At 68.3% G+C, this 25,097-nt stretch carries 25 protein-coding genes and 2 pseudogenes; 16 read left to right on the top strand and 11 right to left on the bottom strand.

Annotated features, from left to right (window positions below):
• Positions 1–54 precede the first annotated feature (54 nt).
• From G9C85_RS10145 to G9C85_RS10115, 7 genes are all read left to right on the top strand, one after another.
• Positions 55–405, top strand: coding sequence for a hypothetical protein (locus tag G9C85_RS10145; protein ID WP_166039567.1), 351 nt, complete (start codon positions 55–57; stop codon positions 403–405).
• A 108-nt stretch (positions 406–513) separates the two neighbouring features.
• Complete coding sequence (mutL, locus tag G9C85_RS10140; protein ID WP_166039565.1) at positions 514–2,778, top strand: DNA mismatch repair endonuclease MutL; 2,265 nt, start codon at positions 514–516, stop codon at positions 2,776–2,778.
• A gap of 36 nt (positions 2,779–2,814) precedes the next feature.
• A complete protein-coding gene (gene rtcA / locus G9C85_RS10135; RefSeq protein WP_166039562.1) occupies positions 2,815–3,867 on the top strand; it encodes an RNA 3'-terminal phosphate cyclase in 1,053 nt (350 codons plus the stop codon).
• A 115-nt stretch (positions 3,868–3,982) separates the two neighbouring features.
• Positions 3,983–4,945, top strand: coding sequence for a bifunctional 2-dehydro-3-deoxygluconokinase/2-dehydro-3-deoxygalactonokinase (gene kdgK1, locus G9C85_RS10130; RefSeq protein WP_166039560.1), 963 nt, complete (start codon positions 3,983–3,985; stop codon positions 4,943–4,945).
• A 96-nt stretch (positions 4,946–5,041) separates the two neighbouring features.
• On the top strand, positions 5,042–6,460 hold the full coding sequence (locus G9C85_RS10125) for an NAD(P)/FAD-dependent oxidoreductase (protein ID WP_166039559.1): 1,419 nt from the start codon (positions 5,042–5,044) through the stop codon (positions 6,458–6,460).
• Between the two features lie 142 nt (positions 6,461–6,602).
• Positions 6,603–7,094, top strand: a complete 492-nt coding sequence (locus G9C85_RS10120) for an Hsp20/alpha crystallin family protein (RefSeq protein WP_205254345.1) — start codon at positions 6,603–6,605, stop codon at positions 7,092–7,094.
• A 192-nt stretch (positions 7,095–7,286) separates the two neighbouring features.
• On the top strand, positions 7,287–7,523 hold the full coding sequence (locus G9C85_RS10115) for a hypothetical protein (protein WP_166039557.1): 237 nt from the start codon (positions 7,287–7,289) through the stop codon (positions 7,521–7,523).
• Between the two features lie 233 nt (positions 7,524–7,756).
• Here G9C85_RS10115 and G9C85_RS10110 read toward each other — a convergent pair whose 3' ends face one another.
• Positions 7,757–9,505 (bottom strand): DNA mismatch repair protein, encoded by a 1,749-nt coding sequence (locus G9C85_RS10110; RefSeq protein WP_166039555.1) that lies wholly within the window; start codon positions 9,503–9,505, stop codon positions 7,757–7,759.
• 142 nt (positions 9,506–9,647) lie between these two features.
• Between G9C85_RS10110 and G9C85_RS10105 the strand changes: the two genes are divergently transcribed.
• Positions 9,648–10,538, top strand: coding sequence for a ribonucleotide-diphosphate reductase subunit beta (locus G9C85_RS10105; protein WP_166039553.1), 891 nt, complete (start codon positions 9,648–9,650; stop codon positions 10,536–10,538).
• Positions 10,539–10,559: 21 nt separating this feature from the next.
• Here the strand turns inward: G9C85_RS10105 and G9C85_RS10100 are convergent, their stop codons facing one another.
• A complete protein-coding gene (locus G9C85_RS10100; RefSeq protein ID WP_166039552.1) occupies positions 10,560–10,802 on the bottom strand; it encodes a glutathione S-transferase N-terminal domain-containing protein in 243 nt (80 codons plus the stop codon).
• A gap of 314 nt (positions 10,803–11,116) precedes the next feature.
• Between G9C85_RS10100 and G9C85_RS10095 the strand changes: the two genes are divergently transcribed.
• The 5 genes from G9C85_RS10095 to G9C85_RS10075 all read left to right on the top strand — a co-directional run bounded on the left by G9C85_RS10095 (position 11,117) and on the right by G9C85_RS10075 (position 15,333).
• A complete protein-coding gene (locus tag G9C85_RS10095; RefSeq protein WP_205254344.1) occupies positions 11,117–11,671 on the top strand; it encodes a metal-dependent hydrolase in 555 nt (184 codons plus the stop codon).
• Between the two features lie 178 nt (positions 11,672–11,849).
• The gene (locus G9C85_RS10090; RefSeq protein WP_166039550.1) at positions 11,850–12,821 is read left to right on the top strand and encodes a hypothetical protein; all 972 of its coding nucleotides are present in this window, start codon (positions 11,850–11,852) and stop codon (positions 12,819–12,821) included.
• Between the two features lie 25 nt (positions 12,822–12,846).
• Positions 12,847–13,308 carry a hypothetical protein gene (locus G9C85_RS10085; RefSeq protein WP_166039548.1) on the top strand — a complete coding sequence of 154 codons (462 nt, stop codon included), beginning with the start codon at positions 12,847–12,849 and terminating at the stop codon, positions 13,306–13,308.
• Between the two features lie 102 nt (positions 13,309–13,410).
• Entirely contained in the window at positions 13,411–13,941 is a 531-nt protein-coding gene (locus tag G9C85_RS10080; protein ID WP_166039546.1) for a DUF4112 domain-containing protein, read from the top strand.
• 72 nt (positions 13,942–14,013) lie between these two features.
• A complete protein-coding gene (locus G9C85_RS10075; RefSeq protein ID WP_166039544.1) occupies positions 14,014–15,333 on the top strand; it encodes a phosphoribosylamine--glycine ligase in 1,320 nt (439 codons plus the stop codon).
• A gap of 31 nt (positions 15,334–15,364) precedes the next feature.
• Here G9C85_RS10075 and G9C85_RS19240 read toward each other — a convergent pair.
• From G9C85_RS19240 to G9C85_RS19235, 3 genes and pseudogenes are all read right to left on the bottom strand, one after another.
• Positions 15,365–15,994 (bottom strand): annotated as a pseudogene (locus G9C85_RS19240) (zinc ribbon domain-containing protein); the annotation flags it as partial.
• 99 nt (positions 15,995–16,093) lie between these two features.
• Positions 16,094–16,621, bottom strand: coding sequence for a hypothetical protein (locus G9C85_RS10065; protein ID WP_166039542.1), 528 nt, complete (start codon positions 16,619–16,621; stop codon positions 16,094–16,096).
• A gap of 76 nt (positions 16,622–16,697) precedes the next feature.
• Positions 16,698–16,973, bottom strand: a pseudogene (locus G9C85_RS19235) (DUF952 domain-containing protein); the annotation flags it as partial.
• Positions 16,974–17,033: 60 nt separating this feature from the next.
• On the opposite strand from G9C85_RS19235, the gene G9C85_RS10055 reads away from it, so the two are divergent.
• Positions 17,034–19,277, top strand: coding sequence for a hypothetical protein (locus G9C85_RS10055; protein WP_166039538.1), 2,244 nt, complete (start codon positions 17,034–17,036; stop codon positions 19,275–19,277).
• Between the two features lie 42 nt (positions 19,278–19,319).
• Here the strand turns inward: G9C85_RS10055 and G9C85_RS10050 are convergent, their stop codons facing one another.
• The 5 genes from G9C85_RS10050 to G9C85_RS10030 all read right to left on the bottom strand — a co-directional run bounded on the left by G9C85_RS10050 (position 19,320) and on the right by G9C85_RS10030 (position 23,217).
• Positions 19,320–19,760, bottom strand: coding sequence for a hypothetical protein (locus tag G9C85_RS10050; protein WP_166039536.1), 441 nt, complete (start codon positions 19,758–19,760; stop codon positions 19,320–19,322).
• Between the two features lie 411 nt (positions 19,761–20,171).
• Positions 20,172–20,870 carry a cob(I)yrinic acid a,c-diamide adenosyltransferase gene (locus G9C85_RS10045; RefSeq protein WP_166039534.1) on the bottom strand — a complete coding sequence of 233 codons (699 nt, stop codon included), beginning with the start codon at positions 20,868–20,870 and terminating at the stop codon, positions 20,172–20,174.
• 78 nt (positions 20,871–20,948) lie between these two features.
• A complete protein-coding gene (locus G9C85_RS10040; RefSeq protein WP_166039531.1) occupies positions 20,949–21,617 on the bottom strand; it encodes an alpha/beta hydrolase in 669 nt (222 codons plus the stop codon).
• Positions 21,618–21,745: 128 nt separating this feature from the next.
• Positions 21,746–22,081, bottom strand: coding sequence for a co-chaperone YbbN (locus G9C85_RS10035; protein WP_166039529.1), 336 nt, complete (start codon positions 22,079–22,081; stop codon positions 21,746–21,748).
• An 86-nt stretch (positions 22,082–22,167) separates the two neighbouring features.
• Complete coding sequence (locus G9C85_RS10030) at positions 22,168–23,217, bottom strand: transcription initiation factor IIB family protein (protein ID WP_166039527.1); 1,050 nt, start codon at positions 23,215–23,217, stop codon at positions 22,168–22,170.
• Positions 23,218–23,383: 166 nt separating this feature from the next.
• Between G9C85_RS10030 and G9C85_RS10025 the strand changes: the two genes are divergently transcribed.
• A complete protein-coding gene (locus G9C85_RS10025; protein ID WP_166039525.1) occupies positions 23,384–24,136 on the top strand; it encodes a helix-turn-helix domain-containing protein in 753 nt (250 codons plus the stop codon).
• A gap of 28 nt (positions 24,137–24,164) precedes the next feature.
• Positions 24,165–24,536 (top strand): rhodanese-like domain-containing protein, encoded by a 372-nt coding sequence (locus G9C85_RS10020; protein ID WP_166039523.1) that lies wholly within the window; start codon positions 24,165–24,167, stop codon positions 24,534–24,536.
• Positions 24,537–24,726: 190 nt separating this feature from the next.
• Here the strand turns inward: G9C85_RS10020 and yciH are convergent, their stop codons facing one another.
• Positions 24,727–25,020, bottom strand: a complete 294-nt coding sequence (gene yciH, locus G9C85_RS10015) for a stress response translation initiation inhibitor YciH (protein WP_166039521.1) — start codon at positions 25,018–25,020, stop codon at positions 24,727–24,729.
• Positions 25,021–25,097 lie beyond the last annotated feature (77 nt).

Raw genomic sequence — 25,097 nt, 5'->3', positions numbered from 1 at the left:
CACCACGCCGAGTGGTGCGTCAACGTTTAGCACGATGAGCGAGTAGCGTCGGACATGGACACCGAACCGACGTTCACGGTCGAGCGCGACGGCGACCGAGTCGCGCTCGTCCCGGCGTTCTGGCCGAGCGACCTCGACGACGGCGCGCGACGGCGGTACGACGACCTCCGGTCCATGCACGTCGTCGACGACGGCGCGCTGACGATGCCCGCCGAGTACCTCCCCGACGACCGCATCGAACCCGGGAGCACGCTCTCGCTCGCGACGGTGTGGCGGGCGCGCACCGACCGCCTTGGCGCGCTCGACGTCGGCCCGTTCTCGCCGGGACCGATCGAGGACGTCGACCGGGACCGCGACCGCATCGCGCAGACGCTCCTCGAGACCCACGGCGACTGCCGGGACTGACCGCGGTCGCGACCCACGCGGCACCGGCTACGTCAGCAGTAACGCGGCCGCGACCGTCGACGGTGCTGGACCGTCACGCGTTTGACGCCGCCCGCCCACGATAGCGGTATGACGGAGACGGACATCCGCGAACTCGACGCCCGGACCGTCGAGCGCATCGCGGCCGGCGAGGTCGTCGAACGCCCGGCGTCGGTCGTGAAGGAGCTCGTCGAGAACGCGATCGACGCGGGCGCGGGCCGGGTCGCGGTCGCCGTCGACGACGGCGGCGTCGGCGGCGTGACGGTGCGCGACGACGGCCACGGGATGACCGAGGCCGACGTCCGCGCGTCGGTCCGCGAGCACACGACGAGCAAGATCCGGCACGTCGACGACCTCGAGGCCGGCGTGTCGACGCTCGGGTTCCGCGGCGAGGCGCTGCACACCATCGGCGCGGTCTCGCGGCTGACCATCCGGACCCGGCCGCACGACGACGGGACCGAGGCGAGTACGGACGCCGAGACCGGGACAGAACTGGTGTACGAAGGTGGCGAGGTCGAGTCGGTCGGGCCCGTGGGGTGCCCGGCGGGGACGACCGTCGAGGTCCGGGACCTGTTCTACAACACGCCCGCGAGGGAGAAGTACCTGAAGACGACGCCGACGGAGTTCGCGCACGTGAACCGCGTCGTCCGGTCGTACGCGCTCGCGAACCCCGACGTCGCGGTGCGTCTCGAGCACGACGGCCGGGAGGTGTTCGCGACGCCGGGCCGGGGCGACCGCCACGCGACCGTGATGGCCGTCTACGGCCGCGAAGTCGCTGAAGCGATGCACCCCGTGGACGACGTGGAGATTCCCGACGGCCCCCTCGACGACGTGACTGGGCTCGTCTCGGATCCGGAGACGAACCGGAGCGCGCGCGAGTACGTCTCCGTGTTCGTGAACGGCCGCGCCGTCTCGGCGAGCGCGGTCCGCGAAGCCGTCCTCGAAGCCTACGGCGGCCAGCTGGACGCCGACCGGTACCCGTTCACCGCGCTGTTCCTCGACGTCCCCGCCGGCGACGTCGACGTGAACGTCCACCCGCGGAAGATGGAGGTCCGGTTCGCCGACGAGGCCGCGATGAAGCGCCAGGTCCGCGACGCCGTCCAGGGCGCGCTGCTGGACGCCGGCCTCGTCCGCTCCTCGGCGCCGCGCGGCCGCTCGAAGCCCGCCGAGGCCGCGGTCGAGCCGACGACCGCGAGCGACCTCGCCGACGACGCCGCGTCGACGGCCGACGCCAGTCCGAGCGACGCAGGTCCGCGCGAAGCCGGCGCGAGCGCGGACGACGAGGACGGCGACGCGCCCGACGCTGGCGACGTCGACGCCACGCCGACCGACGCCGATGTCGCGACGACGACCGATTCTGAGACGGCGACGACCGACTCCGACGCCACGACGACCGGTTCTGAGACGACGACCGGCCCCGACGCGGCGTCGTCCGAGTCGTCGGGGGGCTCGGTCGCGCCGGACGCGTCCGCGCCGGTCGACGACGCGACGACGCGGGAGTCGCCAGAGCCGGATTCGAGCGCGACTCCGTCGACCGACTCCGGCGCGTCCGCGTCGTTCGACGGCGCGACGGAGACGACCGCGTCCGCCAGCGGCGACGCCGTCGAGTCGCGCGAGTCGTCGACTGCCCGCGACGCCGAGTCGTCGCCGCGGTTCGGTGGCGGCCTCGAGCAGCGGACGTTGACGGGGGAGGCGGCGACGCCGGGCGACGAGTACGAGCGGTTGCCGGCGATGCGCGTCCTCGGCCAGTACCGGGACACGTACCTGGTCGCGGAGACCGAGGACGGGCTGGTGCTCGTCGACCAGCACGCGGCCGACGAGCGCGTGAACTACGAGCGACTGCGGGCGGCGTTCGAGTCGGACGCGACCGCGCAGGCGCTCGCGGAGCCGGTGACGCTCGAACTCACCGCGGGCGAAGCCGAGGCGTTCCCCGCGTACCGGGAGGCGCTCGCGACGCTCGGGTTCCACGCCGAGCGTACCGATAGCAGCGAGGACGCCGCGAGCGGTCGGGAGGTGACGGTGACGACGGTGCCGGCGGTGTTCGACGAGACGCTCGCCCCCGAGGACGTCCGGGACGTGCTCTCGGGGTTCCTGGCGAGCGACGACGACGGCGCGGCGACCGTCGACGCGCTCGCGGACGCGTTCGTCGCCGACCTCGCGTGCTATCCGTCCGTGACGGCGAACACGTCGCTGACGGAGGGGTCGGTCGTCGACCTGCTGGGCGCACTCGACGACTGCGAGAACCCGTTCGCGTGCCCGCACGGCCGGCCGACGATCGTCCGGTTCGACCACGGCGAGGTCGAGGATCGCTTCGAGCGCGACTACCCCGGCCACGGCGGCCGGCGGGAAACGTGAGTCGGCGTCCGTGGTGGGACGCGTGAGTCGTCGACGATGATCGAGATCGACGGGAGCGCGGGTGGCGGCCAGATCCTCCGGTCGGCGCTGTCGCTCGCCGCGCTCTCCGGCGACGCGGTACGCGTCGAGCACGTCCGCGGCGACCGACGGAAGCCGGGACTGAAGCACCAGCATCTCGCGTGCGTCGAGGCCGCCGCGGCGGCCTGCGATGCCGACGTGGACGGCGCGGAACTGGGGAGCGAGACGGTCGCGTTCGACCCCGGTCGCGTCCGCGGCGGCTCGATCGAGGTGGCCGTCGGGACCGCCGGCGCGGTCGCGCTCGTGTTCGAGACCGTCCTCCCACTGTGCGTCGCGCTCGACGCGGAGCTGTCGGTGACGGCGACCGGCGGGACGGACGTCGCGTGGTCGCCGACCCTGGACTACTACCGGACCGTCCGCCTCCCGCTCGCGCGCCGCGCCGGCTGGCGCGCGACCGTCGACGTCGCCCGACGCGGCTTCTACCCGAAGGGTGGCGGGGAGGCGACCCTGCACGTCGAGCCGGCGGCCACCGAGCGCGTGCGGTTCGATCGTCGCGGTCGGTTCGAAGGCGCGAGCGTCGAGGCGGTCGCCTCGGCGGACCTCGCGGACGCCGACGTCGCCGACCGGCTCGTCGACGGCGCGCTCGACGCCCTGGAGGACGTCGGGGTCGCCGTCGACGCGACCGCCGCGCGGAGCGTGCGCTCGCCGGGGACGGGCGCGAGCGTCCTCGTCAGGCTCGAGTACGAGCACACGGTCGCCGGCTTCACCGCGCTCGGCGAACCCGGAACGCCCGCGGAAGCCGTCGGTGCAGACGCTGCCACGGACGCACTCGCATTCCACCAGCAAGGCCGGACGAGTCCCGGACGTGGCGGCCCCGCGAGTCCACCGGTCGTCGACGCGCACGCCGCGGACCAGCTCGTCCTCCCGCTCGCACGCGGCGGCGGCCGGGTCCGGCCGACCGCGGTCACCGACCACGTCGAGACGAACTGCGCGGTCGCACGCGCGTTCGACCGCGACGTCCACCTCGCCGACGGCGTCCTCGTCGCCGAGCACGACCCCGTCGACGACTGACCGCGGGGGCCGACGACGCACTCGCCAGCCCCGGGGGGCCGTGCCGGGGGAGACTTATACCGATTCGTGCTGACGGTACTGGTATGACCGGACAGCCGACCACTGGGGTGGGTCGATGAGCGACGACCTCGTCACGTTCGGGGAGACGATGCTCCGTCTCTCGCCGCCGAACGACGAGCGACTGGAGACCGCACGCGAGTTCGAGGTCCGGGCGGCGGGCGCGGAGTCCAACACCGCGATCGCCGCCGAGCGACTCGGTGCCGTGACGACGTGGATGTCGAAGCTCCCCGATACTGCACTCGGGCATCGCGTCGACGGCGAGATCCGCCAGCACGGCGTCAACACGGACGTCGTGTGGACCGAGGACGACGACGTCCGTCAGGGCACGTACTACCTCGAATCAGGTGGGCGACCGCGCGGGTCGAACGTCGTCTACGACCGCGAGGACGCAGCGGTGACGACCGCGACGCCCGAGGAACTGGACGTCGACCGCGTCAGGAAGGCGTCGACGTTCTACACGACCGGCATCACGCCCGCGCTCAGCCCGCAGCTCCGGGAGACGACGGCGACGCTACTCGACGCCGCCCAGCAGGCGGGGACGATGACGGCGTTCGACGTGAACTACCGGTCGAAGCTCTGGTCGCCCGAGGAGGCCCGGAAGACGATCACGCAGTTCTTCCAGGTCGTGGACGTCCTCGTCATCGCGCTGAAGGACGCGAAGGCGGTCCTGAACTACGACGGGGACGCGACGCAGCTCGCGCACCACCTCGCCTCCGAGTTCGACTTCGAGACCGTCGTCGTGACCCGAGGCGATCAGGGCGCGCTGGCGTGGAACGACAACGTCATCCATGAACAGCCGGCGTTCGAGACCGACACCGTCGACCCGGTCGGGACCGGCGACGCGTTCGCGGGCGCGTTCCTTGCACAGCGCCTCTCCGGGGCGGACATCCAGAAGGCGCTGCAGTACGCGGCCGCGACCGCGGCGCTGAAGCGCACCATCCCGGGCGACGTGGCGACGGTGACCCGACCCGAGGTCGAATCGGTCGTCAACGAAGGCATGGACGGGATCTCGCGGTAGGTCGACCGGCTGCGCGCAACCACCCCGACGAACGGCCGTGCGTCGCGTGGACGCCCGGGGCGAACCCCTTTCTGCGTCCCTCCCGGAGTGCCGGGCATGACGCACGTCGCAATCGTGGGCGCGTACGGGAGCGCCGGCGCGGCAGTCGCGGGCGAGCTCGCCGACGAACCCGGCGTCGAGTTGACGCTGATCGACGACGGCGAACCGGGCGGTGGGCTCTGCATCCTCCGGGGATGCATGCCGTCAAAGGAGGTGATCTCGGCGGGCGCGCACCGGTTCCAGGCGCGCCACGACCACCGGCTCGTCGGCGACCCGCCGGACGTCGACCTGGACGCGGTCGTGGAGACGAAAGACGACCACGTGCTCGGGTTCGCCGAGCACCGCCGGGCGGCGATCCACGACCTCGCCGAGCGCGACGACGTCGCGTTCCACCACGACACCGCGCGGTTCGTGGACGATCGCACGCTCGCGTTCGCCGACCGGACCGTCGAGTTCGACTACGTCGTCGTCGCCACCGGCTCCTCTCCGAACGTCCCCGAGATCCCCGGCATCGAGACCGTCGGCTACCGGACGAGCGACGACGTGCTCGACGCCACCGACCTCCCGGATTCTGGCATCGTGATCGGCTTCGGGTACGTCGGCCTGGAGCTCGTGCCGTACATCGCGGAAGCAGGCGGCACGGACCTGACCGTGATCGAGCACGACGCGCGGCCGCTGGACGAGGCCGACCCGGCGTTCGGCGACGACCTCCTTGAGATCTACGAGAAGGAGTGGGACGTGGACGTTCGCCGGCACGCCTACGAGCGCCGCGTCGAGTCGACCGAGGACGGCGGCGTCCGCCTCTACGTCGACGACGTCGACGGGAACGAGGTCGCCGTCGAGGGCGAGGAGCTGTTCGTGTTCGCCGGCCGGAACCCGAACGTCCACGGTCTCGGCCTCGAACGCACGCGCCTCGACCCCGACTCGGGCGGAGAGTGGGTGCGGGACACGATGCAGGCCGTCGACGACGACCGCGTGTTCGTCGTCGGCGACGCGAACGCCAAGGAACCCATCCTCCACGTCGCCAAGGAACAGGGATTCCAGGCCGCCGAGAACCTCCTCGCGCACGCCCGCGACGACACCGATACCATCGCCGCGTACGAGAACGTCCACCACCACGTCGTCTTCTCCGCACTCGGCGTCTATCCCTACGCTCGCCTCGGTCACTCGAAAGCGAGCGCCGAGGCCGCCGACCTCGAGTACGTTCACGTCACGCGCGGGGCGAGCGACGACGGCGTCTTCACGACGAAGGACGTCCCCGATGGCCGTGCGAGCCTCGTCGTCGACGCCGACGACGGCACCGTCCTCGGCTACCAGGGACTGCACTACCACGCGGACGCGATGGCGAAGACGATGCAACTCGCCGTCGAGATGGAACTCGACGTCCGCGAGATCCCCGACCGCGCGTACCACCCGACGACGCCGGAGATACTCGACGGCCTCGTCCAGGACGCCAGCGACGCCGTCGAGGACTGAGAAGGCGCGACCGCCGGCCGAAGCGAAGAGACGGATTCGTTATACTATCCCTCCAAATCCGTTCCAGATACCCGGAAAGAGCGTGCTAGCTCTGCTCGCTACGTATTTATATACTTAAGACGCCTATATAAGGATGATTACAATGCGAGATTTCACCACCACGAACCCCAGCATGAGTCAGATGTTCGAGCAGATGGACCGAATGTTCGAGAACATGTGGACGGACGGCCCGTTCGGCGACCGCGACGCGACCCAGATGCTCGAGGGGCGCACGACAGACGGCACGGACGGCATGGCCCGCAGGGACAGCATGGACCGCATGGGTAGCGCGACGAACCTCTACGAGGACGAGGACAGCTTCGTGTTCGTGATGGACCTCCCCGGGTTCGAGACCGACGAGATCGACCTCGTCTTCCACGACGGCCACCTCGAGATCGCCGCGGCGACCGAGGTCAGCGAGGAGTCCGAGACGTCGTTCGTCCGGCACTCGCGACGCACGAACGAGACCGTCGCCATCCCCGGCGCGGTCGACGTCGAGGCCATCGAGGCGTCCTACCAGAACGGCGTCCTCGAAGTGACCATCCCCATCCTCGAGGACGAGATCGAGCGCGGTCACGAGATCGACGTCCGCTAGGTCGCCGACTACGACGGTCCCTCGCGGCCGACACCGGTTTCGATTCCACATCTCCACTCCGGCCCCGCGTTCGAGGCCATCTTCTCCGACCACCCTCCCGGAACCCGTCTTCTACTCGCGGATACTATTCATGCAATATTGGTTAGCAACGAACGAATACCTTTAGGCTTGTGGCCAGTATCCATTGACTATATGGGTCGGAAATTAGGCGCATGTGTCGCCGCGATCGGACTGTTCACCACGAGCGCTGCCGCGTGGTTCCTCATGAAAGGACCGTTCCTCGGGACCGGACTCCCCGCCACCGAGTACCTACTGGCCGCGATCGCCACGCTCCTCGTCGGCCTCCTCCTGCTGCGCAGCGGCCTGAACTCCTACATCCACCACCGCTCCAGCACCGACCGCGTCGTCATCAGCAACAAGAAGATCTGACCGACGACCCCGTCGGACCCCGACCACCCCCACCGACCCTCCCAACCAAAGCGGTCCACCCCCAACGGACTACAGCCTCACCCCTGGGGCACCGACGTACCCACTTCCTGCCGCGACCTCCTTCCTCCAGCACCAGCGTCCAACGCTCCCCAGCACCAGCGTCCAACGCTCCCCAGCACCAGCGTCCAACGCTCCCCAGCACCAGCGACCCGACCGCACAGAAGCCCGCGCGCCTACGACTCCGTCCACCGCGCGTCCGCGAGCGTCCGCTGGACGACCTCGTGCCCGACCGCCTCCGCGAGCGTCTCGAACCCCGAGCGCTCCGCGCGGTCGTCCGCGTTCGCGACCAGCCGCGACACGATGAACTCCGGCGTCGACCGCCCGACCTCCCCGAACCGCGGCTGGTAGTCCACCTCCAATTCGAGGTCCGGCGTCAGGCCCTCCGCGAAGATCCCGTCGACGCGCGCCGTCGACGGCAGCGGCTCCAGGTCGTCCGCGAGGTGCGTGACGAACGTCCCCAGCGCCGCCTTCTCCACCGACAGCGTCACCAGGCCGTGCAGGAGGTCCGCCGCACTCCCCGGCTCCGTGATCGCCTCGAACTCGTCGACGAGCATCAACGTCCGCCCCTCCTCCGTCAGGGGCGGCACCACGTTCCGGAGCGTCGACTCCAGCACGCCCGCGTTGAAGCTCGCGTGCCGACGATGGAACACGACCGAATCGAACCGCCCGACCTCCGCCCGGTCCGCCGGCACCGGCAACCCCATGTGCGCGAGCAATACCACCTGGCAGAGCGTCTCCAGGAGCGTCGTCTTCCCGCCCGAGTTCGCGCCCGTCAGGACGCTCACGCGCTGCTGGCCCGGCGGCGGCGCCAACGAGTGCTCGCCGAGCGCGTACCGCACCGGCTGCAGCGACTCCTCGCCGCCCGCCGCGAGCGAGAGGTTCCGCGCCCCCTCGACCGCGACCGCGTTCTCGACGAACGACGGCGACGTCAAGTCGAACGCCGCCGCGAACCGCGCGAGCGACAGCTCGAACGCCACGTCGTCGACCGCCGCCACCGCCCGGTCGACGTCCTCGCGCGCGTCCGCCACCGCACCCTGGAGGTCGACGCGGACCTCGCGCTCGCGGTCGTCCACGGCCTCCCTGAGGTCGCCCGCGAGCGACCGGAGCGCTTCGTTCACGAAGTCCGTCGCGTCCCGCGCCTCCGTCGGTGCCGCGTCCCGCACGCGCGCCGCGTCCACGCCCGTCTCCGCGCAGACGTGGTCGACGAACGCGTCCTGGAACCCACCCGCCGTCGGTGCGCTCCCCTCCCGGATCTCCTCGACGACCGACGCCGCGTTCGCCTCCAGGGTCTCGACGTCCGCGACGTGCTCGCGGAGCGCGTCCAACCGGTCGTCGGCACCCGGTGCGACGCGACCCTCGCGGAGCGCACCGAGCGCACGCGCCGCGTCCGCGAGCGCCTCCCGGTCCAGGTCGGCGAGCGGCGCGAACACGCCGTCCTCGCGCACGACGCCAGCGTCGAGGAGCGCCACGGCCGCCTCCACAGCGGCCTTCTCCCCACCGCCCGCGTCGTCGTACGTCGCGAACGCCGCCTCGACCGCCGACCGCTCCTCGCTCGACAGCGCCTCCCAGGACGCGCGCGCCGCCTCGACGTCCGCGAGTCGCTCGCCCATTGCGTCCACGTCGGAAAGCGGCGTCAGCACGTGGATGGCGTCCGCCGCCCCGTCCGTGAGCGCGAACGACCCCGCGATAGACAGTATCTCCTTGTACACCTCGCGCGCGTCGCTCGTCGCGAGCACGTCCATCCCGGCTCCTCCCGTCGCTCGACGGAGGATGCGCGTCGCACGTCCACGAGGGACGCCGGCGTCGACGAGCGCCCGCACGTCCGCCGACTCGATGGCGTCGATCGCCGCGTCCACGCCCAGTTCCTCGACGAGCAACGCCCGCGTCTTCGGGCCGACTCCCCAGTACTCCTCCAGTCGCATACCCCATTCCTACGACCGGTCCGTAATCAAAGCCCCACAAACGACCCGCAGCGCCGCAGCGGGCCTGGAACCTCCAGGGGCCGCGGTGGCCGTCGTCGAGTCGTCCGGGAGATTGATTGCCGGAGATACCATAGGCCGGCGCATGACCGACGCCGCGGACCGCACCGGCATCGACGAGGACGCGAGTTCGTTCCGGTACTACCGCAACGCCGTCGAACGCCACTGGGATCCCGCCGAGATCGACCTCTCCGCGGACGTCGAGCGCGTCGCCGACCTCGACGCGGACGCGTTCGACTCGCTCCGGCGGACGCTCGCGCTCTTCGGTGCCGGCGAGGAGGCCGTCACCGAGGACCTGTCGCCGCTCGCGGTCGTCCTCGACGACGTCGACGACCAGCTGTTCGTCACCACCCAGCTCTACGAGGAGGCCAAGCACGCGGAGTTCTTCCACCGATACTGGACGCGCGTAATCCACGCAGCCGAGGATCGACGCGGGGAGGCGCGTTCGGACCCGCGTGACGCGTCGTGGTTCAACGACGCGTACGACGAACTGTTCGAACGCAACGAAGCGGCGATGGAGCGGTTGCTGACCGAGGACACGCCGGAGAACCGGGCACGAGCGTACTGTCACTACCACCTCACCGTCGAGGGCATCCTCGCGCAGACGGGCTACTACGGCGTCCAGAGCTCCTTCGACGGGTCGACGCCGGGGCTCCCCGAGCTCCCGGGACTCGTCGAGGGGTTCTCGCGCATCCGGAGCGACGAAGGCCGGCACGTCGGGTTCGGGATGCGGAAGCTCAAGGCCCTCGTCGCGGCTGACGCGGTCGACCCGTCGCTCCTGCACGACCTGACGGGCGAGCTCGCGATGCTCGTCCAGGACGCGGTGTCGGCGGCGGGCCGCGAGGAAGACGAGGGGGTCACGCCGGCGGACCTGGCGGCGTACGCCGCCGAGAAGCACGCCGAGCGCATGAACCAGATCGTCGACGCGACCGCGGACGTCCCGGACGTGGAGGCCCTCACTCGACTCGACGAGTGAGGAACCGCTAGCGAGGCGTCGTCACTCGGCGTACGTGGTGTCGAGGTACGCGACGATGTTCTCGGACTCGTTCATCGTGACGCCGTACTCGTCGTCGACGAGGACGGGCACGGCGCGCTGGCCGGAGACGCGCTTGACCTCGTCGCGCTCGGAGTGGAGCGCGTCCACCCAGACGCTGTCGTAGTCGAGGTCGAGTTCGTCGAGGCGGTCGGCGACCAGTTCGCACCACGGGCAGCCGTCGAGTGCGTAGAGCGTGAGCGACATGCGTGGACGCACGGACTCGAGGGAGAAGGGTCTGCGGGTGGCTCGTGGCGAGCAGCCGGGCCGTGAGCGGGTCGGGACCGCTGGCAGTTCGAGGTCGCGGACGGTTCGCGGCCGACCGCTGGCGGTTCGAGGACGGTGGCCCGGACTCCCGCCTCGGCCGTCCCCGCGCGTCGGTCAGGTGACGGTGGCCGCGCTATCGCACTTGAACCCTCGGCGGATCAGCGCGGGGCGGGCCGGAGAGCACGGGACTGTGTGGCGGTGAACGGAGGTGGGCGTCGACGGGGTTTTCACCGTGAGATGGCTACGTGTCGGTGATGATGGCGACGACGCACGCGTTCGTCGGGTTGGCGCTGGCGAGCGCGTACGCCGTCCTCGCTGGGGAGTACGCGACGGTCGCGGCGGTGGCGGCGCTCGCCGGCGGTATCTTTCCGGATCTGGACCTCGTCGCCGAGCACCGGAAGACGCTGCACTTCCCGGAGTACTACGCGGTGCTCGCGGTCGTCGCGGTCGCGGTCGCGGCGGTCGCGGTCGGTCCGGCGACGGTCGCGGCGGCGGCGTTCCTGGTGTCGGCGGCGGTGCACGCGGCGAGCGACGCGCTCGGTGGCGGCCTCGAGGCGCGGCCGTGGCTCGCGGAGTCCGACCGCGGCGTGTTCCTGCACACGCAGGGACGGTGGGCGCGACCGCGGCGGCTCGTGCGGTACGACGGCGCGCCCGAGGACCTCGTTGTAGGCGTGGCGTTCGCACTCCCCGGACTGGTCGTGTTCGACGGCTGGATTCGGCGCGTCGCGCTCGCCGGAGTGGCGGTATCCGTCGTGTACGTGCTCGTCAGGAAGCGCCTCCCGGTGCTGGAAGAACGCTACCTGCAGTGACCGCGTCGGCGCCCGACACCGCCCCGAGCGGGCCGATCCCGGCCGGTACGTCAGCACCCGCGACGCCCCTCGTGTGATCGTCTCATACGCCCGTATGTCACAGGTTCCCCGCCTCAGAAATTAAAACGCGAAGACAAATTAGTGAAATTTATCATGGTGGAGTTCGATAGTATGGCCGATGGCACAGCGAGACGACCGACGGGAGGAGTTCGTCGACGTACGGATTCCCGCCGCGCTCGCCGAGCGCATCGACGACGTGTACGCGGAGTGCCGGGGCTACGAGGCCTCGTCGATGCAGGAGAGCCTGAGCGTGCTCTGTGACCTCGCCGCCGGTCGTCTCCGCGTTCCTGACGAGACCGCGCTCGACCGCGTCGACCGGTCGGTGACGGACGCGGCCACGTCCGAACTCGCGGACGGAGACGCGTCCGCGGACGCGGTCGTCGCCGACCTGTCCGAGGAGCGTCGCGCGAACGTCGACGCGGCGTTCCCGACGCGCTGGAGTGCGGACGCGACGGTCGCGAGCCGACTCGCGGCCGTCGTCGACCGGTACGTCCGGAACCCCGAGGGAATGCCGGACCCGGACGCTCGCGAGGCGGACGCGCTACACGTCGTCGGCGAGCGCGAAGGGCTGGCGCCGGACGCACTCCGCGACCGTCTCGTCACCGCGCTGTACGGGAATACGGGACTCCCCGACGACCTCGCGGGCGAGTTCTTCAGCGACGCACTCGCGTCCGTCGCGGAGGCTGCCGGCGACGACGACGCCACCGACCGCGAGGCCGCCCGGCTGTCCACGAACGACGCTACTGACCCTGGAGTCAGTACCGTCGACGGCAGTGACCCGACAGTCAGTACCGTCGACGTGAGCGAGTCGCCGATCTTCGACGACGGCCCGCCGGCGCTCACGGACGGACCGCCCGCGGCGCCCGCTCAGCCCGCGAGCGGCCTGGACCCGGAGGCGGCGTTCGACTCGCCGACGGACGAGGTCACCGTCGACTCGATGCTCGCGGACGAGGCCGCGCCGACCGCGCGCTGCGAGCGCTGCGAGGCGTACCACGCGGTCGACGACCTCGAGACCGTCATCGGGTCCGCGTCCTCGACGATCGAGTTGCTGTGCGAGTCCTGTGCGGCGACCGTAGAGGAGAAGGATTAACGGGGCGCGGGCGGACGATACCTCCATGTCTCTGGTCGAAGTCGGCGTCAGGGCGGTTCATCTGGTCGTCGCGGCGACGTGGGTGGGGGCGGTCGTGTTCTTCGCGTTCGGTATCCTGCCACTCGCCCGAGAGGGGTCGCTGAACGCGACGCCACTGGAACGGTTCGCGGAACGACTCCAGGTCGGCTCCCGGGTGGCGTCCGTTCTGCTCTTGCTCTCTGGCGGGTACATGATCTCGCTCGCGGGCTACGAGCGGACGCTGCTGTCGTCGACGAGCGGGTACCTCGTGCTGGCGATGGTCGTCCTCTGGCTGGCGTTGACCGGACTGGTCGAGGTGGGAGCGAGTCGCGTCCTCGCCGGCACTGAGGAGTTGAAGGTGCGGACGCCCGCGAAGCGCGCGACGCCGTTCCTCCGCGCGGCGACGCTCGTCGGCGTGCTGTTGCTCGTCGACGCGGTCCTCCTGCGGTTCCCGGACGCCCTCTTCTGAGCGAAGACGAGTCGCACCCCCAGGGGCGAGCTGGGTGGACTCGAGTCGATACCAGCGCGATTCGGCCCGACATTCTTCAGTCCTGACTCGGTAGGTACTGGTATGGCTGGAACCGAGATGGACCCGTTCGCGGACCCGTACGACGGACCGATCCCCGACGGCGTCGACGAGGCGGCCGTGGCGCGGATGCGCACGGTCGCGCGCGTGCTCGACGAGGCGGTGCGGGTCCCCGGGACCGACTTCGAGGTCGGCCTGGACCCACTGCTCGGCGTGGTGCCTGGCGTCGGCGACGTGATCGCTGGCGGGCTGTCGCTGTACATCGTCCTGGAGTCGGCGCGTCTCGGCGTCTCGTACACGACGCTCGTGTCGATGCTCGCGAACGTCACGATCGACGTCGCCACCGGCACGATCCCGTACGTCGGGCCGGTCGTGGACGCGTTCTGGAAGTCGAACCGTCGGAACCTCGCGCTCGCGCTCGACGACCTCGCCGAGGGCGCGTCGGAGACGCTGTTCGCGGACGCCGCGGACGCGGCCGGCGTCGGCCCATCGACCGAGACCGGGTTCGGCGACGCGACGGCCGAGGACGCGACCGACGAACCCATCGAGATCCCGATCGAGTCCGAGGACGAGTAACGCGTCCCGTCTCCCCGACGGTCTCGCCGGCGGCGCCTGAACGCTTTTCCGAGCGCCAAGAGTAGCGGTGCTATGCCTTCGAGGAACTTCCTGTTCGTATCCGCCGACGCCGCACTGATCACCGACCTCGCGTGGCAAGTTCACAAAGAAGGCCACGACGTCAGATACTACATCGAAGCCGAGAGCGACAAGGAGATCGGGGACGGGTTCGTGCCCAAAACGGATGATTGGCGCGCGGAGGTCGAGTGGGCCGACGTAATCATCTTCGACGACATTTGGGTGGGCTCGGACATCGGGACAGGCAAACTCGCTCAGGAACTCCGGGAGCAAGGCGAAGCTGTCGTCGGTGGGACGCCGAACACCGATCACCTCGAAGAAGATCGCGGCTACGCGATGGAGATCCTCGAAGAGCACGGTGTCAACACCGTCGAACACCACATCTTCCACGACTTCGACGCCGGCATCCAGCACGTGCAGGAGAACCCGGCTCCGTACGTCATCAAGCCACTTGGAGAAGTCCAGAACGTTAAACGACTGCTCTACGTCGGGAACGAGGATGATGGCAGCGACGTCGTAGACGTGCTCCGTGCCTACAAGAAGGCGTGGGGGCACCGGATGAAGGGGTTCCAGCTCCAGCGGAAAGTCGAAGGTGTGGAGATTGCCATCTGCGGGTTCTTCGACGGGAACGAGTTCATCGACCATGTCAATTTCAATTTCGAGCACAAGAAATTATTCCCAGGAAACATCGGTCCCCAGACCGGCGAGATGGGAACGTCGATGTTCTGGGCCGGCCAGAACAAATTGTTCAAAGAGACCTTCGGGAAACTCGAGGACTGGCTCGCCGACGAGGGCTACGTCGGGAGCATCGACATCAACTGCATCGTGAACGAGGCCGGGATCTATCCGTTGGAGTTCACGCCGCGGTTCGGGTATCCGACGATCGCGTTACAGGAAGAGTCCATCGAGTCGTCTACTGGCGAGTTCTTCTACGATCTCGCGCACGGCAACACCCCCGAACTAGCGGTCCACAACGGGTACCAGATCGGCGTTCGGGTCGTCCTGCCGCCGTTCCCGTTCGATGACGAGAAGACGTACGATGAGAACTCTCGAAACGCAGCTGTGGTGTTCGAGACGGAAAGCCGAGACGGAATTCACCTAGAAGACGCGAAGAAGGTGGATGGCCAGTGGCGGGCGGCCGGGGACAACGGGATGCCGATCGTCGTGACGGGGAAGGGAGAGACGATGCACGCGGCGCGCGAGCAGGCGTACGACCGGATCGACGATATCGTGATGCCAAACATGTACTATCGCGACGACATCGGCGAGCGGTGGAGCGACGGCGAGGGCGACCGCCTGCAAGCGTGGGGCTACCTCGGACCAGGTGGCAAGTAAACAGCCTCGGGCGCGGTGGCCCGAGGCTTTTCTAGTTCCCTCGGCCGTGCGCTAGCGCTCCCTGCTCGGCGAGCGAGCGGGATGAGGTTGGGCGGCTTACGCGCCTTGACCCGGACAGACGCACTAACCGAACCTGCGGCTGGGTTTTGTGAGCCCGGTAATTCGTATCATTACCGTCGGTTTTCGCCTTCTCGCGCTACGCGATGTTCACCGACGCATTCCGGTCAGTATGGTCTTGCTGAACCGCACACTCCCCATTCGTACACCGGAACCACCGTCCCTGCCGATCTCCCCGCTCGCCACAGAACGGACACGTCTGCGAGTTGTAGTAGGCAACCACCGTGTCCGTGAAAATTGCCCGTCACGTCGCCTTGTACGAGACGAACGTCTCGAACTTGTAAAACGGCGATTTGTGCAACCGCCGATTCGTATACTTCCCGTACTCGATCTCGTCGCGGATACCCTCCCTATCCTCGAACACGATAACCGGGTTCGAGAACTGCTCTGCGAACTCCACGACAGCACGGGAGAGACGATGGAGTACCCACTCGGTGTATCGTTCTTCCTTGTCACCGAGTTCCCGGTGGATGCTCGTCTTTCCGTGTTCCGGACAGCGAGTCGTGATGGTGTGATAGCGGTGGCGTTCCTGCTTCACCCGTCCATCGACGACGCCCACTGACTCGCATCCGCGCCACATCCGAGAACCGACCAGCCTGTATCTACTGATCCGGTAAGATGAGCCCCGCTCTGAGAGCGATGTTTATTGGGATCCCGAGGTTCCACAAGGGTCTTCCATATAGGTCGGGCCGATCCCAATTGCACCGTTCCCAGCAGTGGAGAGGCTCCCGATCTTGACGAGAGCCCCGATACACCCCGGATCTTCGTTCCGGTCCGCATAATACGTCTTGTAGTCTTCTCGTGTGAACGTATACTCCCAAACCTCGGTTTCTCTGTCGTCGGACCCGTCGTAATGGACAGCACGTATCGTGTAGTGAGCCTGCGTTTCTGACCACGACGGTGCAATACGCAGCCCCGGCGTACCGGTTTCAGCGTCGATCGCAGGCAGCGAGAGCTTCCGGTCGAGGAGACTTTCGTCATCGCTCTCCGACCTGGTGCCTTCATCGCGCTCCACCATGATACGGACCCGGTTCGAGATAAAGGACGAGTTGATGACTTCGATCGGTCCGAGGACAGTTCCCGACCCACCGGAATCAAGGACCGAAGAACAACCAGCTACAGACACACTACCGACTACTGCCAAACTCTTGAGCGCCTGACGACGGTTCATCTACAGATGGTACTCGAAATCGGACATATATCTCTTCTGTATGGAGTGCGGTCTCTACCAACGTAGGCCGACGACGTCAGTCCGGAGCGAATGCAGCCGCCGTGACATCGTACGTGCGACTATAACACTGATAGCGTCCAAGAGGGTAATGCCGCAGCAGTTCGTCGGACAGACGATAGCCAGATTCATTCCGTACGAATGGGAAGGAGTCGATGACTGCATCCAACGTCTGTGGCCCGTAGACGTATGGGTAGGCACTTGCTCCGTCTCCACTCGTCTCGTATCGGACGGATGAGTCCATATTTGATTCAGCAAGCAGGATGAGCACCATCGTGTCACTGTCAGCATGGTTAGTGAAAGACTGGTTGAACCATTCGGTGGGTTTTCTGTTTCGTTCGTGGTATCATGTGGCGTGCCCCGTCTCCAAACTGCTCTCGCCCTGCTCGGGTGCCTCGTCCTCCTCGCCGGCTGTAGCGGCGGCCCAGGGGCCGACACGACCATCGCGCCGACGAACACCGAGACAGCGAACCGAACCGCCGAGCACACGACCGCGGAACCGACGACCGTCGGAACACCCGCGACTCGGACGCAGGTGCCGACGCTCACGGAGTCGCCCGCGGTGACGAACCCACCTGACCCACGAGCTGTCGGGACGAACTTCGAACACAACCCGTCCCTGGACGCGATCTATCGACGTGTCGAGGCACTCCGTGGTCTCACCGCACGCGAACAGGTGAACGTGTCCGTGCACGGAATCGACATCGTCGATCCGGAGACCAACGAACGGATGCAGGTCGGCGACCCCTTCGACTACCCCGACGACGCCGCGGGCATGGACGAGACCCAGACGAAGGCCCTCCAACTGTACTCCTCGGAGCCGGTCCCGCTCAAGGGCTTCGCTGCAGCCGGGATGGCGCGAGCCACCGCCGTCAACGTGGCGAACGAGAGCGCGTACGAGCGCATCGCCGACGACTCCTTCGAAATCCTCCTCGTCCACGAGTTCGCGCATACGCTACAGGAACAACACGGCCTCAACGATCGTCAGCGACTCACCGAGACGACCGACGCGGACCTCGCAGGCCTGATGCTGACGGAAGGTGACGCCACCCTCACCGCGTACCGGTACTGGCAGACACACGACGCCGGCGGTGCGAACCCGCTCGCGCTCCGGAACACGACTACCGAACGCGGACACTGGACGCACGGGTTCCTCGATAAGACGCGGTACTACGGCGCACGATACCTGCAGGGCGTGCCCGAGGATTTGCGGAACGCACACGTCCGTCAGCCGCCGGACACGACCGCCGAGGTGATGCACCCGAACGGGACCTTGGACCTTCCGGGACCGGCCGTCACCGCACCGGCTCCGGCCGACTGGACGACGAAGAGCGAGAACCGCGTCGGCGAACTCACCATCAGGTACGCGCTCCGGACGAACGGGGTCTCGTTTCACCGAGCAGCCGCCGCAAGCACGGGCTGGTGGAACGGTTCGATGCGAACGTTCCAGCGCCCGGACGGTATCGCGGCGTCGTGGTCGACGCGCTGGGCGAACGAACGAGAGGCCAAGGAGTTCGCGGCGGCTTGGCGTGCAGCGCTAGAGAACCGGGATGCGACGCGCGATGACGGCGTCTTCGTGGTTCCCGGAACCGAGCACACACCGGAGCTATCCTACGTACTCGTCCGTGACGGGGCGGTCATCCATATTGCGGTCGCGTCCACGACAGCGGACGCACGTTCGATCGCCGCCGCCAGTGGCGCCTGGAACGCCTCACAAACGGACCCGCTAGCGGCTGAGCTCTCCGAGAAGGCGGATCGCGCAGCGCCCGTCGACGACTGTGCGCTGGAACGTCCCTCGTCCGATCCGACGTCGAACTCGACCGCTGGAGTCCAAGACGGCGAAGATCGCGTCGCGGCCGCCTGCGAGCGCGGCCACAGAACGAACCCGATGAGTGCAGACGTCGATGGAGACGGTCTCTCGGACTTCGTCGAGAGCACGCGGGTCGTCGGACACCATCCGCGGGTGGTGCTCCCCGAACTCCATCCCTCCGAGAAGGACGTCGTACTCGACGTACTCTACACAAGCACCCTCGATGCCGACCAGCGATTGAGCGAACAGCAAGTAGCGAATATGCGGTCGACGTGGGCGGGATTCCCGGTAGATAACCCGGGGGATTTGTCGGGCGTTCACCTCCACGTTCGTACGCACGAAACCACACAGCTCGATGGGACGTTCGGTGCGGACTTTAGTACCGACGACGTCGACGCGCTCTACGAGCAGCGCTACGGAGAGTCACCGGGCGACGGGGTCGTCAACATGGTCGTCGTCTCGGAGTTCGACGTCGGGTCGTCCGGGCTGGTCGCGTTCGGTGCCAGCGGCGGGAACGTCGCCGTGGTTCGAGCGAGCGAATCACGTCCCATCGTCGTTACCCACGAACTCATGCATCTCGTTCTCGGCCCCATCCACGGCGAGCGCGATTGCGACATCGCGAACGATAGCAGCCACACGTGCCGGGGCTACCTCGCTCCCGGCGGTCAGGCCGAACCGTTCCTCACCGATCTGCTGGTGAGTGCGCTCAATCGACCGTGGACGAGCGCGAACGTATCAAACGCCACCAACCGTACCGTAGTGGGCCACAAAACCACCCCGGTCCGGTGAATTGAGTAACTGAAGGCGGTTTCAGTTCGGACGAATTGTCGCTCAGTCGCTGGAACTGGTTTGCGTGCGTGTCTCCTGTCGCTCCGAGGGCGAGAGCGACGAGAAGGGAACGTCTCGAACGACGATATCGCCGTCACCGACTGCAGTGAGAACGACCGCGACCGCCCTCGTCCCGGTCTGGATGCGCTGGGAGGGAGTCACGTCATTCCATCGGACGAACAATCGAACCGCTCCACTTTCTGCGATGCTGTTTCGCTCGACGACCTCACCGCCGTCGAGTTCGTACGTTTCCCAGAAGAGTGGCTCCCCGGCAGCCTCGAACAGCAGAGTGACCGACTGCTGAGTCTCGGTCTCGTTCCGAACCAGAACGTACCGGAGATCCGTGGCACGTAGTTCTCTGCTGACCGCCGATCCGATGGTCCAGGAGAGGATTCCAGCCCCGGCTCCGAGAGTCCCGGTGAGAAAATCGCGACGTGTAGGCATCTACGCGACTAACTTCACGTCGGCGCAAACGTCTTCTGGTAGTCGTCTCCGTCACGCTCGGAATGGGAATGCCTGACACCGCGTCGGAAAGAACGGTCATGGCCTATCCGCGAACCGACGTCGAACACCGCAAACCCGACCACTACGAATCAGGCCATCAAACCCGAAACATCGTGGCTTCGCACGTCGTCACTGGTGAGTTCCTTGCTGAATGCCGCGCCCACGTGCGAGGGTATTCTACGCGGGAGTTCCGCTCTCGGTTCCCTCGTCGTACGCTCGAAGCAGAGTTCGGACGTTCTGACCGTGCGCTGGATCGACGGCGACGGCGACCGCCTGCAGGCATGGGGCTACCTCGGCCCGCAGTAGTGGCCATCGACGGTCGCCGGCGCGGTCGTCGACGCGAGCGATCGGTCAGAACTCGGTGCCCTTGCGGGCGCGGACGCCGTCGTCGAACGGATGTCTCTCCTTGCGGACGTTCGTGACGAGGTCGGCGCGCCCGGTGACGTACGTCGGCTCCTCGTGACCGCCGGTGAGGACGAGTTCGAGCCCGTCGGGCTTCGAGTCGACGAGGTCGACGACCGCGTCGGGCGCGACGAGGTCGCGGTTCGCGGCGTAACAGAGCTCGTCGAGGACGAGCATGTGGACGCCGTCGTCCGCGGGCGCGTCCAGTTCCAGGGGCGAGTCGAGGTCGGCGTTCCTGGCGGCGTCGACGAGGTCGCGGGCGCGCTCCATCCCGCCCTGCGCGCGAGCCTCGTGGTCGACGTCGTCGGTCCCGTCGTTCATCGCGTGCCAGCCGTAGTGCCCGGAGTGCTCGTACGTGAACCCGGGGACGGCGCGGATGGCGTTGTACTCGCCGCGGACGTCCTCGACGCTCGCCGCGCCGCCCTTCATGAACTGGAGGAGATGCACGCGGTAGCCGTGGCCGGCCGCGCGAAAGCCCATGCCGAGCGCCGCGGTCGTCTTCCCCTTGCCGTCGCCCCACCAGATCTGCGTCCGCCCGAACGCCTCCGGCGCGGCCGGTTCGATGGACGTGGGTTCTGGCGCGCCGGCGGTCCCGTCGTCGCGGTCGCCGGATGCGTCGTCGCCCGTCGCTGGGTCGTCCTCTGTCATGGGTCGACCGACGGCCGCGGGTCGCTTCAGTCCTCGGCTTCGCGAACGACGGTCAGAGCTCGATTCCGCGGACGACGGTCACGCTGCGTCGTCGCGCGCGTCGTCGACGATCGAGATGGCGGCGTCGAGTTCGTCCTCGACGACGCCGTGCCCGATGCCCTGGTAGATGCGTTCGTCGACGTCCGCGCCGAGGTGCTCGAGCACCGCGGTGCTCTCGTGAACGCGCTCCAGCGCGATGTGCGGGTCGTTGTCGTCGCACCCGAGGAACGCGGGCGTCCCGTCGAGGTCGCCGTCGTACTGGTCGGGCGACACCTCGGGGCCGATGAGACCGCCGCTGAAGACGACGAGGCCACCGTACCGCGCGGGGTTCCGAGCGACGTACTCGCTCCCGAGGCACGCGCCCTGGGAGAACCCGAGGACGACGACATGCTCGCGGCCGACGGCGTCCGCGGCCCGGTCGACGAGCGCACCGACCGTTGCGAGCCCCGAGCGGAGACCGGGCTGGTTCGATTCGGTGGGGGCGGTGAACGGGTTCGGGTACCACGTCCGGCCGGCGGCTTGCGGCGCGAGGTATGCGACGTCGTCGAACCCGAACTGGCCCGTGATCTGGAGCATCGATTGCGCCGTCGCGCCGCGGCCGTGCACGCAGACGACGGCCGCCGACGCGTCGGCGAGGTCCGCGCCGGCCTCGGAGACGGGCTGGTCGCCGTGCGGATCGTCGCCGCTGTGGGGGTTCCGCGCACTCATCGCGACCGACCTCCGTGGCGCATCGAGTGGGATGTCATAGCAGGTAATAGACGCCGCAGGGGTTTAGGCGGTCGGCAAGCGGCGACCGGCCGGTCGAGACGCGACGTGACCGAGGAGCGCGCCGGGCGTCACGCCTCGACGGGTTCGTCGACGAACTCGAGGACCGCGTCGGCCCCCTGGAAGCCGTCGGCGAGCCGCCGGACCTCCTCGCCGTCCTCGTAGTAGACGAGGAGCGGGACGCTCGTCACCTGGAGGCGCTCGACGAGCGGCGGGTCGTCGCGCGGGTTGACGAGCGCGACCGCGACGTCCGTCGCGCGAGCGACGTTCCCGAGCACCGGCTCCATGGACGCGCAGATTCCGCAGCCGTCGGTGTACGCCTCGAGGAGGACGCGGTCGTGCTCGGCGAGGAACGCGTCGAGTTCGCTCTCGTTCGCGAGGTGGACGGGTTTCCGTGTTTGACTCATTGGTATCGAGTACGTGGTCGATGAATTTCAGTCCGTGGTCGATGGACGACCGTCGCGTCGAACCGGTTCGGGTCGGAATCGGGCGGTCAGTCCGCGGCCTGCTGGCCGCCGGCGTTCTGTGCGGTGCGGAGGAGTTCGCGGTAGCGGTCGCGGATCGTGACCTCGCTGACGTCCGCGGCCTCGCCGACTTCGCGCTGCGTGAGTTCGGCGTCCTCCAGCAGGCCGGCGGCGTATATCGCGGCGGCGGCGATGCCGACCGGGGACTTCCCGGAGTGAACGGCCTCGCGCTTGGCGGTCTCGACGAGTTCGCGAGCGCGGCGTTCGACGGCGTCCGAGGCGTCCAGATCGCTGGCGAACCGCGGCAGATAGCTCGCGGGATCGGCGGGCTGGACCTCCAAGCTGAGCTCCTTGACGAGGTAGCGGTACGTGCGCGTGAACTCCTGTTCGTCGACGCGGGAGACGCGCTCCACTTCGTCGACGGTCCGGGGCGACCCGGCCTGGCGCGCGGCGGCGTGCAGAGAGGCGGTCGCGACGCCCTCGATGCTCCGTCCGGGGAGCAGGCCGTCCTCGAGCGCGCGCCGGTAGACGACGCTCGCGGTCTCGCGAACGTTCTTCGGGAGGCCGAGCGCGCTCGCCATGCGGTCGATCTCGCCGAGGGCCTGCTTGAGGTTGCGCTCCTGGCTGTCGCGCGTGCGGAAGCGCTCGTCCCACGTGCGCAGGCGCTGCATCTGCTGGCGCTTCTGCGAGGACAGACTGTTGCCGTAGGCGTCCTTGTTCTGCCAGCCGATGGTCGTCGACAGCCCGTCGTCGTGCATCATCTTCGTCGTGGGCGCGCCGACGCGGGACTTCTCGTCGCTCTCGGCGGCGTCGAACGCGCGCCACTCGGGGCCGCGGTCGACCTCGTCCTCCGTGACGACGAGCCCGCAGTCCTCGCAGACGGTCTCGCCGCGCTCCTCGTCGTGCGCGACGTGCCCGCTGCACTCGGGGCAGGTCGTCACGTCCCCGGGGTGCTCGCGAGTGCGCTCTGCGGGAGCAGTTGCATCCTCGTCCTCGTCCCGGGTTCGCGTTCGCGACGTGGCTCGCGAGGACCCGTCGTCGCCGGAGCGAGTTCGGCGCTCGAAGCGTTGAGTCGTCATACCATCCTAGTGAACGGACAGCCCCCAATAGCTTCGTTTGGCGTATGCCAAAGTCGCCCCGGAGCCGGTGGTAGAAGACCGGAGACAGACGGACCGCATGCAGCGATTGTCCCGTCTCGAGCACCTTCGGCGAAACAGTTAGGTTGGCATAGACCGAACTCGAGGTATGCGAGAATACGTCTTCACGCTCGAGTACGAGCGGGGCGTCGACCCCATCGCCGACGTCTTCATCGACCACCCGGAGGCGATCGCGCGCTCCGTGGCGTGCAACGTCGTCGGCGAGGACATGTGGCGCATCGACCGATTCAGCGGTCCCGAGCCCGCGATCGACGCGCTCGAGGCGCTCGTGCTCGACGCGAACCGCTGCAACGAGTGCCCGGAGGGAGCCTGCGACTCCTACCGCGAACACCAACTCCTGGAGCACGACCCGACGACCGCCACCGTCTACACGTACCGCCAGGGCATCGACGCCTGCCCGGCGCTCCCCTACCACGCCACCGACCACCTCGGCCCCGGCCTCTTCTTCGAGACGCGCCGCCGCGGCGACGAGTACGTCTGGCGCATCCTCACGCGCAACGGCGACGGTGCCGGAGAACTGTTCGACGCCATGCGCGAGAACTTCCCGGACAGCATCGGGATCTCCCTCAGCCAACTCAGCGACCCGACCCACTGGGGCGACGACCCCAGTACCGACGCGGAACTCCCCTACGAGCAACGCGCCGCGCTCGAGGCAGCCGTCGACGCCGGCTACTACGAGACCCCGCGCGAGAGCACGCTCGCGGACGTCGCCGAGGAGACCGGTGTCCCGCGCTCGACGCTCCAGTACCGCCTCCAGCGCGCGGAGACGTGGCTCGCGACCGAGTTCACGCAGGGCTGTCTCGGCGTCGAGGACGTCGACGCACCAGAACACGCTCCTTAACACGACCCACCGCGTAGGCCGGGCAACGATGGACGGCGAAGTCGACCCCGACCGCGTCGAGACGCTCCGCGACGACGACGACGTCGACGTCTGCATCGTCGACATCCGGAACCCCTCGAGCTACGCTCGCGGCCACGTCCCCGACTCGCTGAACGTCCCGCTCCCGGAACTCACGGGCGAAGTCGACGCGCTCCCGGACGCCGACCGGTACGTCACCGTCTGCCCGCACGGGAAGTCCAGCGTCCAGGCCGCGCGCCTCATCGCGTCCTACGCGGGCGTCGACGCACCCGTCGAGAGCATGGCCGGCGGCCTCACCGCGTACGACGGCGACCTCGTCACGTCCGGCGGTTCGACCGACGGCCCCGACGGTTCGACCGACGGCCCCGCCGCGCCCTTCTGACGCCCGGCATCGCGCTGCCCGCACCGACTACCGACGACCGCTCGGCTCGACGCGAACGACACTACCGCTCGCGACCGACGGCATCATCGCTCGCGACCGACGGCATCATCGCTCGCGACCGACGGCATCATCGCTCGTGACCGACGGCGCTGTCGCTCGCGGCGCGAGAACGAATCGGAGGAGAGGGTAGTCAGGCGACGTTGAACCCGCGGTCGCGGAGGAAGTCCTCGATGCGGCCCGAGTGGTTCCCCTGCAGTTCGATGTGGCCGTCCTCGACGGTCCCGCCACAGGCGAACTTCGACTTGAGGTCCGACGAGAGGGAGTCGATGTCGACGTCCTTCGATTCGAACCCTTCGATGACCGTTACCTCTTTCCCGTATCTGCGCTCGTCAATGCGGATGGTTATCTCCGTATCTCCCTTGGCCACGTCCTCGCAGACGCAGAGTTCCTCGGGGAGCCCGCACGTCGAGCAGACTTCCGACATTACGAGTCGAAGGTACGGTGTCGCCATATTAAACACTATCGGGACTCGCGGAGGCGAATAAAACTCGAATCCGCGCC

Origin of the sequence: Halorubellus sp. JP-L1, from assembly GCF_011440375.1 — an archaeon.
In the GTDB taxonomy this organism is placed as follows: Archaea; Halobacteriota; Halobacteria; order Halobacteriales; family Natrialbaceae; genus Halorubellus.
This window is presented reverse-complemented; position numbering and strand designations above follow the sequence as displayed.

Coding starts and splice junctions, on each gene's coding strand:
- G9C85_RS10105 (WP_166039553.1), top strand. CDS start 9,648: ATGACCGACGCCGCGGACCGCACCGGCATCGACGAGGACGCGAGTTCG.
- G9C85_RS10120 (WP_205254345.1), top strand. CDS start 6,603: ATGCGAGATTTCACCACCACGAACCCCAGCATGAGTCAGATGTTCGAG.
- G9C85_RS10125 (WP_166039559.1), top strand. CDS start 5,042: ATGACGCACGTCGCAATCGTGGGCGCGTACGGGAGCGCCGGCGCGGCA.
- G9C85_RS10110 (WP_166039555.1), bottom strand. CDS start 9,505: ATGCGACTGGAGGAGTACTGGGGAGTCGGCCCGAAGACGCGGGCGTTG.
- G9C85_RS10030 (WP_166039527.1), bottom strand. CDS start 23,217: ATGACGACTCAACGCTTCGAGCGCCGAACTCGCTCCGGCGACGACGGG.
- rtcA (WP_166039562.1), top strand. CDS start 2,815: ATGATCGAGATCGACGGGAGCGCGGGTGGCGGCCAGATCCTCCGGTCG.
- G9C85_RS10050 (WP_166039536.1), bottom strand. CDS start 19,760: ATGCCTACACGTCGCGATTTTCTCACCGGGACTCTCGGAGCCGGGGCT.
- yciH (WP_166039521.1), bottom strand. CDS start 25,020: ATGTCGGAAGTCTGCTCGACGTGCGGGCTCCCCGAGGAACTCTGCGTC.
- G9C85_RS10065 (WP_166039542.1), bottom strand. CDS start 16,621: ATGAACCGTCGTCAGGCGCTCAAGAGTTTGGCAGTAGTCGGTAGTGTG.
- G9C85_RS10145 (WP_166039567.1), top strand. CDS start 55: ATGGACACCGAACCGACGTTCACGGTCGAGCGCGACGGCGACCGAGTC.
- G9C85_RS10020 (WP_166039523.1), top strand. CDS start 24,165: ATGGACGGCGAAGTCGACCCCGACCGCGTCGAGACGCTCCGCGACGAC.
- G9C85_RS10095 (WP_205254344.1), top strand. CDS start 11,117: ATGATGGCGACGACGCACGCGTTCGTCGGGTTGGCGCTGGCGAGCGCG.
- G9C85_RS10035 (WP_166039529.1), bottom strand. CDS start 22,081: ATGAGTCAAACACGGAAACCCGTCCACCTCGCGAACGAGAGCGAACTC.
- G9C85_RS10040 (WP_166039531.1), bottom strand. CDS start 21,617: ATGAGTGCGCGGAACCCCCACAGCGGCGACGATCCGCACGGCGACCAG.
- G9C85_RS10090 (WP_166039550.1), top strand. CDS start 11,850: ATGGCACAGCGAGACGACCGACGGGAGGAGTTCGTCGACGTACGGATT.
- kdgK1 (WP_166039560.1), top strand. CDS start 3,983: ATGAGCGACGACCTCGTCACGTTCGGGGAGACGATGCTCCGTCTCTCG.
- G9C85_RS10100 (WP_166039552.1), bottom strand. CDS start 10,802: ATGTCGCTCACGCTCTACGCACTCGACGGCTGCCCGTGGTGCGAACTG.
- G9C85_RS10025 (WP_166039525.1), top strand. CDS start 23,384: ATGCGAGAATACGTCTTCACGCTCGAGTACGAGCGGGGCGTCGACCCC.
- G9C85_RS10075 (WP_166039544.1), top strand. CDS start 14,014: ATGCCTTCGAGGAACTTCCTGTTCGTATCCGCCGACGCCGCACTGATC.
- G9C85_RS10080 (WP_166039546.1), top strand. CDS start 13,411: ATGGCTGGAACCGAGATGGACCCGTTCGCGGACCCGTACGACGGACCG.
- G9C85_RS10085 (WP_166039548.1), top strand. CDS start 12,847: ATGTCTCTGGTCGAAGTCGGCGTCAGGGCGGTTCATCTGGTCGTCGCG.
- G9C85_RS10115 (WP_166039557.1), top strand. CDS start 7,287: ATGGGTCGGAAATTAGGCGCATGTGTCGCCGCGATCGGACTGTTCACC.
- G9C85_RS10045 (WP_166039534.1), bottom strand. CDS start 20,870: ATGACAGAGGACGACCCAGCGACGGGCGACGACGCATCCGGCGACCGC.
- mutL (WP_166039565.1), top strand. CDS start 514: ATGACGGAGACGGACATCCGCGAACTCGACGCCCGGACCGTCGAGCGC.